Source organism: Streptomyces sp. NPDC005438 (genome assembly GCF_040606315.1).
Lineage (GTDB): Bacteria > Actinomycetota > Actinomycetes > Streptomycetales > Streptomycetaceae > Streptomyces.
On sequence record NZ_JBEXEP010000005.1, the window covers coordinates 432115 to 445079 of the forward strand.

The 12965-nt window shown below is 71.9% G+C and carries 9 protein-coding genes; 7 read left to right on the plus strand and 2 right to left on the minus strand.

Annotated features, from left to right (window positions below; all coding sequences use genetic code 11):
- The first annotated feature begins 207 nt into the window (after nt 1-207).
- The 5 genes from ABZT14_RS14140 (at nt 208) to ABZT14_RS14160 (ending at nt 6264) form a co-directional block, all read left to right on the plus strand.
- Nucleotides 208-987 (plus strand): response regulator transcription factor, encoded by a 780-nt coding sequence (locus ABZT14_RS14140; RefSeq protein WP_356301150.1) that lies wholly within the window; start codon nt 208-210, stop codon nt 985-987.
- 184 nt (nt 988-1171) lie between these two features.
- Nucleotides 1172-1993, plus strand: coding sequence for an endonuclease/exonuclease/phosphatase family protein (locus tag ABZT14_RS14145; protein WP_356301153.1), 822 nt, complete (start codon nt 1172-1174; stop codon nt 1991-1993).
- Nucleotides 1994-2138: 145 nt separating this feature from the next.
- Nucleotides 2139-3152 (plus strand): LacI family DNA-binding transcriptional regulator, encoded by a 1014-nt coding sequence (locus ABZT14_RS14150; RefSeq protein WP_356301156.1) that lies wholly within the window; start codon nt 2139-2141, stop codon nt 3150-3152.
- A gap of 164 nt (nt 3153-3316) precedes the next feature.
- Nucleotides 3317-4000: an ABC transporter ATP-binding protein gene (locus ABZT14_RS14155; RefSeq protein WP_356301279.1), complete on the plus strand. Its 684-nt coding sequence runs from the start codon at nt 3317-3319 to the stop codon at nt 3998-4000.
- Entirely contained in the window at nt 3997-6264 is a 2268-nt protein-coding gene (locus ABZT14_RS14160) for an ABC transporter permease (RefSeq protein ID WP_356301158.1), read from the plus strand. Before ABZT14_RS14155 ends, ABZT14_RS14160 begins: the two co-directional genes overlap by 4 nt.
- A 133-nt stretch (nt 6265-6397) precedes the next feature.
- On the opposite strand, the gene ABZT14_RS14165 is transcribed toward ABZT14_RS14160, so the two are convergent.
- Entirely contained in the window at nt 6398-7087 is a 690-nt protein-coding gene (locus ABZT14_RS14165; protein WP_356301161.1) for a class I SAM-dependent methyltransferase, read from the minus strand.
- 259 nt (nt 7088-7346) lie between these two features.
- Nucleotides 7347-9143, minus strand: coding sequence for a bifunctional metallophosphatase/5'-nucleotidase (locus tag ABZT14_RS14170; RefSeq protein WP_356301164.1), 1797 nt, complete (start codon nt 9141-9143; stop codon nt 7347-7349).
- Nucleotides 9144-9482: 339 nt separating this feature from the next.
- Here ABZT14_RS14170 and mshD point away from each other — a divergent pair, with 339 nt between their 5' ends.
- Both mshD and ABZT14_RS14180 read left to right on the plus strand, forming a co-directional pair.
- The gene (gene mshD, locus ABZT14_RS14175; protein WP_356301167.1) at nt 9483-10382 is read left to right on the plus strand and encodes a mycothiol synthase; all 900 of its coding nucleotides are present in this window, start codon (nt 9483-9485) and stop codon (nt 10380-10382) included.
- Nucleotides 10383-10679: 297 nt separating this feature from the next.
- Complete coding sequence (locus ABZT14_RS14180; RefSeq protein ID WP_356301170.1) at nt 10680-12923, plus strand: RNA degradosome polyphosphate kinase; 2244 nt, start codon at nt 10680-10682, stop codon at nt 12921-12923.
- Nucleotides 12924-12965: the final 42 nt, after the last annotated feature.

The following is a 12965-nucleotide window of genomic DNA, read 5'->3' on the forward strand; positions in this document are numbered from 1 at the left end:
GCCCCCGGGTCCTTTTGTGCTTTCGGGGCCATCGTCGTCCCCAGCGAAGTGCCGTACGAAGCAGTGCCGCCATCGTCCCCACTCCCGATTCCGGGGACCGGAAGGACTCAACGTCATGGGCAAGCGAACGACGCAGATCGACGATCCACACACCCGCGACCACTCCCCGGCGACGGGACGGGCGCACCGGGTGAGGGGGGACGTCCGATGAGTTCCCTGCTCCTGTTGACCAACGCCCTCCAGCCGTCCACCGAGGTGCTGCCCGCCCTGGGCCTGCTGCTGCACAACGTACGGGTCGCCCCCGCCGAGGGGCCCGCCCTGGTGGACACCCCCGGGGCCGACGTGATCCTCGTCGACGGCCGACGTGACCTGCCGCAGGTGCGGGCGCTGTGCCAGCTGCTGCGCTCCACCGGCCCCGGCTGCCCCCTGGTGCTGATCGTCACCGAGGGCGGGCTCGCCGCCGTCACCGCCGACTGGGGGGTGGACGACGTGATCCTGGAGTCCGCCGGCCCGGCCGAGCTGGAGGCCCGGCTGCGGCTGGCCACCGGACGCCAGCAGGGCTCCGCCGACGAGGGTCCCCAGGAGATCCGCAACGGCGACCTGTCGGTCGACGAGGCCACCTACAGCGCCAAGTTGAAGGGCCGGGTGCTCGACCTGACCTTCAAGGAGTTCGAGCTGCTGAAGTACCTCGCCCAGCACCCCGGCCGGGTCTTCACCCGGGCCCAGCTGCTCCAGGAGGTGTGGGGCTACGACTACTTCGGCGGCACCCGCACCGTGGACGTCCATGTGCGGCGGCTGCGGGCCAAGCTGGGGCCGGAGCACGAGTCGCTGATCGGCACCGTACGGAACGTCGGTTACCGCTTCGTCTCCCCGGAGAAGCCGGAGAGGAGCGCCGAGGCCCGGCGCGCGGAGGCGGACGCCAGGGCGGTCACCGACGCCGCCGAACAGGTCACCCGCAAGGCCGCGCGTGAGGCCGGCGCCAACTGACCGGTTTCGAACGGTTTCGAGCAGGTTTCGGTAATCCCGCTGTCCCGGACCATGGGCAGCGGGATCTTCCGTTGCTAGCTTGCGGGGACGGCAAGGGCCGGAAGGCCGTACGCGAGGGCACTCGGGGGACCAGATGGCGCGGGCGCGCGGTAGGCATCGGGCACGCAGACGGCACACCTCCCGGATGACGGCCCTGCTGTCGGCCGCCGCCGTGGTCACCGGCCTCGCCCTGCACCAGAGCAGCGCCACCGCCGGCGAGGAGCACCCGGTGCGGGAGCGGGCCGCCGCCCCGCAGGTGCGCCTGGTCACCGCCAACGTGCCGTTCGGGCTGTCCGCCAAGAAGGCCGGCGCCCAGCTGAAGCACGTACTCGGGTCCAAGGCCGACGTCCTGGTCCTCCAGGAGGTACGCAAGCGCAACGTGAACCGGCTCCTCAAGGAGCGCACCAAGTCCGGCACCTGGAAGGTCCTCCAGCCCAAGGGGGCCAAGGGCGCCTCCGCCGTCGCCTGGAACACCGCCCGCTTCAGCAAGGTCGGCTCCGGCACCCGACCCGCCTTCAAGGGCCCCGACTACAGCCGCCACCTGCTGTGGGTCACCCTCAAGGACCGCGTCGACGGCCAGCTCCACACGGTGATCGGGCTGCACTATCCCCCCGACTCCAGCAAGGACCCGGCGATGCGGAAGCTGTACCGCACCATGAACGGCAACTACCGCGCACTGGTCCGCGACCTGCGCTCCCACGGCCGCCACCCCGTCGCCGGGGGCGACTGGAACCACCCCCTGGACGTACGGCGCGAGGCCTGGAGCCCGGTCCCGGTGAACCGGGGCATGGCGATGACCACCAACTGGCTGAAGGGCACCCCCTGCGCCAGCGGCACCAGCGCCCGGGGCGGACGTATCGACGGGTTCGCCTACGACCCGAAGAGGACCCGGCTGCACCGGCAGGGCTGTATGAAGCGGCTGCACTCCGACCACCGGCCGGTGTGGATCTCGGTCTCCGCCCGCTGAACCCGCCTCCCGAGGCCGGGGGTTGCCCGGGGGCACCATGATCCAAAACCGTACGACCTGGGCCTCAGGGACGGATCACGGGAGAGGAGTACGGATTCGGACAACCGGGGAACACGGTTCCGGTCCCCCCGCGTAGACTCCCGGCGTGGCCAAGGTGACGCGGGACGATGTGGCACGGCTGGCGGGAACCTCGACCGCGGTCGTCAGCTATGTGATCAACAACGGTCCGAGGCCGGTGGCAGCCGCCACCAAGGAACGGGTGCTGGCCGCCATCCAGGAGCTGGGGTACCGCCCCGACCGGGTGGCCCAGGCGATGGCCTCGCGACGTACCGACCTGATAGGGCTGATCGTCCCCGACGCCCGACAACCCTTCTTCGCCGAGATGGCGCACGCGGTGGAACAGGCCGCCGCCGAACGCGGCAAGATGGTCCTGGTCGGCAACTCCGACTACCTCGACGAACGCGAGGTCCACTACCTCCGCGCCTTCCTCGGGATGCGGGTCTCCGGGCTGATCCTCATCAGCCAGGGCCCCAGCGAGCACGCCGCCGCCGAGATCGAGGCCTGGGACGCCAGGGTGGTGCTGGTCCACCGCAAGCCCGAGGCCATCGACGAGGTCGCCGTGATGATCGACGACGTCGGCGGAGCCGAGACCGCCACCCGCCACCTGCTGGACCACGGCCACCGCACCGTGGTCTGCCTGGGCGGCCTCGACAGCACCCCCGAGTCCGGCGACCCGGTGACCTACCACGTACAGGGCTGGCGACGGGCCATGGAGGACGCCGGCCTGGAGACCGAGGGCCAGATGGTGAAGGCCCCCTACAACCGCTACGACACCTACCTCCTCGCCCTCGACCTGCTCAGTGCCCCCGACCGCCCCACGGCCGTGTTCTGCTCCACCGACGACCAGGCCATCGGACTGCTGCGCGCCGCACGGGAGTTGGGCATCGACGTACCCGGCGAACTGGCCGTGATCGGCTTCGACAACGTGAAGGAGGCCGGCCTCACCGACCCGCCGCTGACCACGGTCGGCTCCGACCGGGAGGCCATGGCCATGGCGGCGGTCGACCTGGTGCTGAACGACACCCCCCGCCTCACCGACGGCGACCGGATGCGCCAGTTCCCCTCCCGCCTCCTCATCCGCCGCTCCTGCGGCTGCTGACCCCCCCTTCAGCCCTCCGGTCGGGCGGGCCGATCCGAACGGCCCCCGCCCCACCGCGCCCCGCTGCCGCCCCGCCCCGCGTTTCCTCGCGGCTTTCCCCACACCAACCCGACCCGGGCGGGCCCTTGTTAGCGTCACGCCGTCCACCGGGCCCTGGGGGAGACATCAGTACGTCAGAAGTCCTGCGTGCCAGTGGGGTCAGCCTTCGTTACGGGGAGACCCCCGCCGTACGGGAGGCGCACCTGAGCCTCGCGGCCGGTGAGGTGGCCGCCATCACCGGAGCCAGCGGATCGGGCAAGTCCTCGCTCCTGTACTGCCTGGCCGGGGTCCTCCCGGTCGACCGTGGCGAGGTCCGGTTCGAGGGGCGCGTGCTCGGCGACCTCGACGACGAGGAGATCAGCACACTGCGGCGGGAGCGGTTCGGGTTCGTCTTCCAGTACGGCGAACTGCTCCCCGAGCTGACCGTCGAGGAGAACACCGCCCTGCCCCTCCGCCTCGCCGGCCGGCGTAAGCGTGCCGCGCTGCGGGAGGCCGGCGAGGTGCTGGACCGGCTCGGTATCGGGGACCTGCGGGAACGACGGCCCGGGCAGGTGTCCGGCGGGCAGAGCCAACGTGTCGCCGTGGCCCGGGCGTTGGTGCACCGCCCGACGGTGGTCTTCGCCGACGAACCCACCGGGTCCCTGGACAGCGCCAACGCGGGCGCGGTGCTCAGGGAGTTCCTGGAACTGGCGAGGTCGCGGGGCACCGCGGTGCTGCTGGTCACCCACGACACGACGGTGGCGTCCCAGGCGGACACCCGGTACACGATGGCCGACGGCGTCCTCGACATGGCGGGGGCCGCGCGATGAGGGAGTTCGTCCTCGGACTCCGGCTGCTGTTCGGCTCGGGACGCGGCACACGGGTCCGGTTCGCGCTGATGACGCTCGGCAGTTCCCTCGGGGTGTGCTGCCTGGCCCTGGTGCTGACCATCCCCGCCATCCTGGACGCGCGGGACGGCCGGGGCTCGGCTCGGGAGCCGGACACCCACAGCGGCAAACCGACCCAGCACCGCACCCTGGTACTGAACCGCTCCGACCCCCACGGAGCGAAGCCCTTCCACCGGGTCTTCCTCGCCCAGGGCACTCGCTACACCCCCGCCCCGCCACCCGGGCTGGACCGACTCCCGGGCCCCGGCGAGGTGTTCGTGTCCCCGGCGCTGCACGACCAGCTGCGCCGGGAGCCCGCCCTGAAGGGCCTGCTGCCCGGCCGGGAGCGGGGCCTGATCTCCCCCGAGGGACTCACCGACCCCTCCGAGCTGTACGCCTACGTGGGTACCGACAGGTCCCGGCTGCTGCGGGACGACGGCACCCGGGACCTGAGGGGCTTCGGCGTCGACTACACCCCCAGCCCCACCGTCGAACCGTCCACCCTCGACATGCTCCGTTTCACCCTGGCCACGCTGGTCCTGCTGCCGCTGGCCGTGTTCCTCTCGGTCTGCGCCAGACTGTCCGCCGCCAGCCGCAACCGCCGGCTGGCCTCGCTCCGTCTGCTGGGGGTCAGCGCCCGGGGCGTACGGCGCGTGAACGCCGCAGAGACCGTGGTCGCCGCCCTGGTCGGCGCCGTACTGGGCATCGGCGAGTACGTGTTGCTGAACCAGGGCATGGCCCGGGCGGGGCTGCCCGGAATGCGGTGGTACCCGGACGACGGGGCGCTGTCGGCGGGCACCCTCGCGGTCTGCCTGCTGGGGGCGCCGGCCCTGGCGTGGTGCACCGGCCGGCTGTCCGCCCGGTCGGCCGCCTCCAATCCGCTGGCCACCCGGCGTACCGCCGTACCCCGCCCGCCCCGGATGTGGAGCGGACTGTGCTTCGTCGCCGGACTGGGCATCGTCTCCGGTTACGCGGCGACCGGCCTCACCGACCACCCCGCGCAGAGCGTCGGCGTCCACGTACCCCTGCTCCTCGCCGGGGTGCTGCTGACCGGACTCGGCCTGGTGCTGATGGCGCCCCTGCTGTCCCATCTGCTCGCCAGGTGGCTCGCCCGCTCCGAGTCCCTGACGCTGAGCATGGCCATGCGCCGTAACGAGGTCGAACCGGGCAGCGCCATGCGCGTGGTCACCGGCCTCGTGCTGCTGGTCTTCTCCGCCTCGCTGGCCCAGGGGGTACTGGTGGAGGAGAGCCAGATCCTCCGCCCCGAGTCACCCACCCAGGAGTACGGCCTGCCCCTGGAGCGGCTCACCGCCGAGCAACAGCGCGGTATCCAGCGCATCCCCGAGGTCAGGGCCCACGCCGTGGTCATGGAGGCGCGGGGGAGCGGCGACGAACAGGTGGTCTCCGCTGACGCCGTGGTGGCGACCTGCGCCCAGTTCCGCGAGCTGGTCCACCGGGCGGCCGGCTGCCAGGACGGCCGGGTCACGCGACTGGTCAACGTCAACGAGGCGACCGAACCACTCGCCGACGTCAGCCGGTTCCCCCTCATACGGGACGGGGAGCGGACCCAGCTGACCCTCAGGGTGCCGGACAGGGGGCTGCGGTACGAGGGCAACGACCCGTCGAACCTGTCGTTGCCGCTGCTCGTCCCGCCCGAACGGCTGCCGGAGGGCGCGCGACCCGCGTCGGGCACCCTCGTGGTCTCCAGCTCCTCGGCACCGGCCACCGTACGGGCGGTACTGGACGCGATCGGAGCCGTCGCCCCCACCATCGAGGTCGAACCGGTCGGGATCAACGTCGAGGCACTGCAACAGATCACGGTCATCGAGACCCTGCTCGCCCTCGGGATGGTGCTCGGCCTGGTGATCGGTGTGGCCGCCTTCCTGGTCGCGGTGACCGACCGGTCCGTGGAGCGCCGACCCCAGGTGATCGCCCTGGCCCTGCTCGGGGCACGCGCCCGCACCCTGCGGGCGGTGCAGTGCGTACAGGTGGTGCTCCCCCTGGCGGCCGGGCTGCTCCTCGCCGTGGTCGCGGGGCGACTCGCCGAGTCCGCCTACCTGGTGACCGGCGGCGGGCAGGTCTTCTGGGACGGCGACGGGGTTCCCCTGGTCCTCGCGGCGGCCCTCGGGGTGCTCCTGGTCGCCGCCCTCGGCACCCTGCCCCTGGTCGGCCGGCGCGTGGACCCGGAGTTGATCCGTCGCGACTGACCGGGGCGACGGGGGCTCGGGGCGCCGGGTTCAGAGGCCTCCGACGCTCGTCGACCCACGTCCAGCGGGTTCACCTCCGCCCACACCCCCGATACGTGGCCACTTCGGGGTTCGGTGACGGAGCGGCGGAGGTTCAGGGGAGGGGGCGGAAGGCCGTCACCAGCAGGGTGCTCGCCGCTCGTGGTCCTTCGGCGACAGGGGGCAGGACCACGACGTCGGCGTCCACGAACCCCGCCCGGTCAAGGAGTTCGGTCCACAGGGGCTGCTGGAGGACCCAGCGTCGTAGCACGGCCGGTTCGCGGTCGGGGGTCCTCGCGGGGATCTCGGAGGCCACGACGTCCCACCGCGCGGGTGTGCCGGTGAGGTGGTGGGCGAGGGTGGAGAAGACCAGCCGGCCCCGGGGCCGCAGGGCGGCGTTCGCGGCCGGCAGCAGTTTGCGGGGGTCGGTGAAGTCGACGGCGCCGAAGACGCTGTAGAGCACGTCGTAGGTGTCCGGCGACGCGTGCAGGTGCTCCACCGCGTCGGACCTCAGGACGCGCAGCCTCGGTGTGTGGCGGCCGTAGAGGTCGCCGGCCATGGCGCACTGCGCGGGGGAGGCGTCGACCGCGACGACGCGGTCCGGCTGGTGACGGGTCGCCAGGTACGCGGCGTGCCGCGCGGCGCCCGCGCCGAGGTCACCGACGACCCGCCCCCTCAGATCGCCCAGAACCTCCGGGCCGGGGCCCCCGTCCTGGCTCCAGGTCCAGTGGAAGGCGGCGGGTACGGAACGGTCCCGCCCGGCTCGGGTGCGGCCGTAGTGGTGCCAGAGGTCCGTGGTGGTCACCCGCCCCATCCTCCGGGCGGCGCCCCGGGCACGTGGCCGGTTTCCCAGTTTCTCACCCGAGGGTGACCCACGCCCAGCGGGCTCACCTCCGCCCACACCCCCCGGTACGCGGCCACTTCGGGGTTCGGTGACGGGAGGGGAACACGACCGTGGGCCCTCCTCGGGGAGGAGGGCCCACGGGGCGCTCGGGGAGCGGGTCCCCGGTGTCGGTGACCCGACGCCGGGGGAGGGGCGCCGATCAACGGCGCCGGGGTGGTGGTTACTTCTTCACGGTGATCCGGTCCGCCTTCGGGGTGGGCAGCGGCTTGCCGTCCGAGGAGTTGGCGCTGAGGTAGTTCTCCAGCGCGGCCATGTCGTCGTCGCCCACCAGCGGGTTGGTGCCCTCGCCGAGGGTGGGGAAGCCGTCTCCGCCGCCGGCCAGGAAGGAGTTGATGGCGACCCGGTAGGTGCGGTCGGACTCCAGGGGCTCGTCGTTGAGCTTCACCGAGTCGGCGACGATCTTGTCCGCGCCGGACTTGGTGGTGTCCAGGGTGTAGGTGAAGCCGTCGGAGACCTGGAGGATCTTGTTCTGGGACTCGTTGTCCCCGGTGACCTGCTCCTGGAGGACCTTCAGCAGCTGCTCGCCGGTGAGGTCCACGACGTTCACGGTGTTGGAGAACGGCTGGACGTCGAAGGCCTCGGAGTAGGTGACCACACCGTCGCCCTCGTCACCGGAGGCCTCGTACACCAGGTCGGTGCGGATGCCGCCGGAGTTCATCAGGGCCAGTTCGGCCTTGTCGTCCTTCTCCTTGGCGCTGGCCAGCTGGGCGTCGGCGATCAGGTCGCCGAGGGGCGCCTCGGGCTGGTCGCTCGGTGCCTTGATGTCCTCGCTGATCCAGCCGATGGGCTTCTTCGCCACCGGGGCGGCCAGCTTGTTCCAGCGCTTGATCAGGGCCGTCATGTCGGTGGCCTTGGGCTGGTCCCGGTTCACCACGTGGTTGGCGGACTTGACGCTGGTGCGCACGATGTCGCGGGTCTTGCGGTCGTAGGTGAGGGTGGTGTCGGTGTAGAGCTTCCCGAAGGAGGAGGCCGAGGTCACCATCCGGGGGGCACCCGAGGGGTCGGGCAGGGTGCACACGTACGCCTGGTGGGTGTGGCCGGTGACCAGGGCGTCGACCTTGGGGGTGACCTTCTTGGCGATGTCGGCGATGGGGCCGGAGATGCCGTCGCCCGGGCCGGGGCTGTCACAGTCGTAGTTGTAGGACTGGTCGGCCGGCTCGCCGCCCTCGTGGACCAGCGCCACGATCGACTTCACGCCCTTGGCCTGGAGCTTCTTGGCGTACTTGTTGATGGTCTTGACCTCGTCGTGGAACTTCAGTCCCTTGACGCCGTCACCGGACACGATGTCCGGGGTGCCCTCCAGGGTGACGCCGATGAAGCCGATCTTCACGCCCTTGTGCTTCCAGACGCTGTACGGCTTCATCAGCGGCTTGCCGCTCTTCTTGTCGGTGACGTTGGCCGCCAGGTACGGGAAGTCGGCGCCGGCGAAGGTCTTGCCCTCCTCCGCGCAGCCGTCCACCGGGTGGCAGCCGCCGTTCTGGAGCCGCTTCAGCTCCTTGCGGCCCTCGTCGAACTCGTGGTTGCCCACCGAGGTGACGTCCAGGTCCAGGGAGTTGAGGGCCTCGATGGTGGGTTCGTCGTGGAACAGCCCGGAGATCAGGGGGCTGGCGCCCACCATGTCACCGGCCGCGGCGGTCACCGAGTACGGGTGCCCGTCCCGGGCCTCCCGCAGGCTGGAGGCCAGGTACTCCACCCCGCCGGCCTTGACCTGCTCGGTGGTGCCGTCCTCGTGCTTCTTCGTCACCTCGCCCGAGGACCCCTGCGGCGGCTCCAGGTTGCCGTGCAGGTCGTTGAAGGACAGCAGCTGTACGTCGACGGTGTCGTCGCCCTTGCCCCCGCCCCGGCCGTCCGCGCCGGCCGGCAGTGCGGTGGTCAGCAGTCCGGTGGCGGCGGCCAGCACGGTCAGTGCGGCAGCCCACTTGCGGGCCCGCGGTCTGGGGGTTCTCTTCGTGGGCACCTGGGCTCCCTCGGGGGTGGGGGGTGGTCGTGTGGCGCAGAAAAGCTAACGCAACGCGCGTAGCGTGTCAGGAGCCCTGAGGTTACGTCTGGGTCAAGCCCAGCGGGCGCCCGACCCCCCGCTGTTGGCCCCCGAGGTGGGCAACGGCCCCTCGCCGAGGCCGGGTTGGGGTACCGCAGGACCGGGGCCGGCGCTCACCCGGCGTTGACCGGCGCCCCCTTCGGTCTTCCCCAACTCCCCGGCGACTCCCCAGCCCGGCGCGTTACCCGCCCCCACACACGCCGCCCGCCGGCCGCCGGGGCCGCCCGGGAGGGGCCGCCGGCACCGTAAGCTCCGGGTATGAGCGACGTGCTGGTGGTGGACGAGGTAACTCCCGATGTCGTACCGGAGGTTGAGGCGCTGCTCGACGCCGGTGCCGAGGTGGACGGGCAACCGGCGGTGTCCGAACAGGGGCGGCTGCAACTGCGCGGCGGGCGCCGGGAGGGCGTACGGCACCTGTTGCTGAGGGACGGCCGAGCCCTGGTGGGGTACGCGCAGCTGGAGGACACCGACCCGGTCGAGGCACCGGCCAGCGAGATGGTGGTGCACCCCTCGCACCGGGGTCAGGGGTACGGCCGGGCGCTGGGCACCGAACTCCTGAACCTGTCCGGCAGACGGCTGCGGCTGTGGGCGCACGGAGGGCACCCCGCCGCCCGCCACCTGGCCCAGACGCTGGGGCTCACCCTGTTCCGCGAACTCCGGCAGATGCGGCGGTCGTTGGCCGACCTCGACCTGCCCGAGCCCACCTTTCCCGAGGGTGTGCGGGTACGGTCCTTCGTCCCCGGACAGGACGAGGCCGCCTGGCTGGAGCTGAACGCCGAGGCCTTCGCCCACCACCCGGAACAGGGCTCGCTGACCCGACGGGACCTGGCCGACCGGATGGCCGAGCCCTGGTTCGACCCGGGCGGCTTCTTCCTCGCCGAGGACACCTCGGGCACCCTGCTGGGCTTCCACTGGACCAAGGTCCACAGCGCCGAGCGGCTGGGCGAGGTCTACGTACTGGGGGTCAGCCCCCGCGCCCAGGGCTCCGGCCTGGGGAAGGCCCTCACCGTGCTGGGCCTGCGCCACCTGGCCCGGGACCGGGCACTGCCCACCGCCATGCTCTACGTGGACGCGGACAACACGGCGGCGGTGACGGTGTACGAGCGGCTGGGGTTCCACGTCCACGAGAAGGACCTGATGTACCGCACCGAACACTGAGCGCGCCCCGGGCCCACCCGCCGACGGGTGGGCCCGGCCCCCGGCCGCCCCGTGTCCGTGTGACCCCCTGGTACGGCCCGGTCGGCACGCCCCGTAGGGGAAACGCCCCGGCCCCGCCCGCTCGCCTGGCCGCCATGTCGCCGTAACCATCGATTCAACCTGGCCTGGGACGCTCACCCCATGCCGTCCCCCCGAGACACCTCGCCCCGGCCCGGCCGGGAGGGCGCCCCGCAGGCCAGCCGGCCCGGGGCCCTCGCCGAGGTGTCCGAGATGGGCACTCGGCGGAAGAATGGGGGAATGAGCCAGCCACCGTCGTCCTCCCCGGCCCCCGCCCAGCCCTCGGTGGGCTCGATCGCCGCGCACCGCCCGAACGCCGTGGCACCCTCGCTGGTGTCCGAACTGGAACCCGACCTCGACTCCGACCTGGACGCCTACCGCGAGGACGACGCCCAGCGGGCCGCCGAGGAGGACCTGCCCTCCGACCGGTTCCTGGACCGGGAACGCTCCTGGCTGGGCTTCAACGAACGCGTACTGGAACTGGCCGAGGACCCCAGCGTGCCCCTGCTGGAGCGGGCCAACTTCCTGGCGATCTTCGCCAGCAACCTGGACGAGTTCTTCATGGTGCGGGTCGCCGGCCTCAAGCGCCGCATCGCCACCGGGGTGGCCACCCGCTCCGCCTCGGGCCTCCAGCCCCGCGAGGTACTGGAACACATCTGGACCCGCTCCCGGGAGCTGATGGCCCGGCACGCCGCCTGCTACCAGCAGGACGTCGCCCCCGCCCTCGCCGACGAGGGCCTGCACCTGGTGCGCTGGAACGAGCTGACCGACAAGGAGCAGTCCCGGCTGTTCACCCTCTTCCGGCAGCAGATCTACCCGGTGCTGACCCCGCTGGCCGTCGACCCCGCCCACCCCTTCCCGTACATCTCCGGCCTCTCGCTGAACCTCGCCGTGGTGGTGCGCAACCCGGTCTCCGGCCACCAGCACTTCGCCCGGGTGAAGGTCCCGCCCCTGCTGACCCGCTTCCTGGAGGCCTCCGCGCAGCGGTTCGTCCCCCTGGAGGACGTGATCGCGGCCCACCTGGAGGAGCTGTTCCCCGGGATGGAGGTACTGGCCCACCACATGTTCCGGGTCACCCGCAACGAGGACCTGGAGGTCGAGGAGGACGACGCCGAGAACCTCCTCCAGGCCCTGGAGAAGGAACTGCTGCGCCGACGCTTCGGCCCCCCGGTACGGCTGGAGGTCGAGGAGGACATCGACCCGTACGTACTGGACCTGCTGGTACGGGAGCTGAAGGTGTCCGAGGCGGAGGTCTACCCGCTGCCCGGACCGATGGACCTGTCCGGGCTGTCCACCATCGTCGGCTCCATCGACCGGCCCGAGCTGCGGTACCCCAAGTTCGTCGCCGGCACCAACCGCGACCTGGCCGAGGTGGAGTCCGCCTCCGCCCCGGACATCTTCGCCGCCCTGCGGGAACGGGACGTGCTCCTCCACCACCCGTACGACTCCTTCTCCACCTCCGTACAGGCCTTCCTGGAACAGGCCGCCGCCGACCCGGACGTACTGGCCATCAAGCAGACCCTGTACCGCACCTCCGGCGACTCCCCGATCGTGGACGCCCTGATCGACGCCGCCGAGTCCGGCAAGCAGGTGCTGGTCCTGGTCGAGATCAAGGCCCGCTTCGACGAGCAGGCCAACATCAAGTGGGCCCGCAAACTGGAGGAGTCCGGCTGCCACGTGGTCTACGGGCTGGTGGGCCTGAAAACCCACTGCAAGCTCTCCCTGGTCGTGAGGCAGGAGGGCGAACGCCTCCGCCGCTACGCCCACGTGGGCACCGGCAACTACCACCCCAAGACCGCCCGGCTCTACGAGGACCTCGGCCTGCTCACCGCCGACCAGGAGGTCGCCGCCGACCTGTCCGACCTGTTCAACCGGCTCTCCGGCTACTCCCGCCGGGAGACCTACCGCCGGCTGCTGGTCGCCCCCCGGTCCCTGCGGGACGGCCTCATCCGCCGTATCCAGCGGGAGATCGCCCACCACCGCGCCGGCCAGGACGCCTACGTCCGCATCAAGGTCAACTCCATGGTCGACGAGGCCGTGATCGACGCCCTCTACCGGGCCTCCCGGGAGGGCGTACCCGTCGACGTCTGGGTACGCGGCATCTGCGCCCTGCGCCCCGGCGTCCCCGGGCTCAGCGAGACCATCCGGGTACGCAGCGTGCTCGGCCGCTTCCTGGAACACTCCCGGGTCTTCGTCTTCGGCAACGCCGGCGAACCCGAGGTGTGGATCGGCAGCGCCGACATGATGCACCGCAACCTGGACCGCCGTATCGAGGCGCTGGTACGGGTCACCGACCCCGCCCACCGCGCCCAGCTCAACAAGCTGGTGCAGAACGGCACCTCCGACACCACCGCCTCCTGGCACCTGGGCCCGGACGGTGACTGGACCCGCCACTCGCTCGACGCGGAGGGACAACCCTTGCGGAACATCCAGGAGATGCTCATCGACGCCCGGAGGCGCCGACGTGTCCCCCAGACCACCTAGGAACACCGCCCCCGGGGCCGCCACTCCCGCCACCCGCGCCCC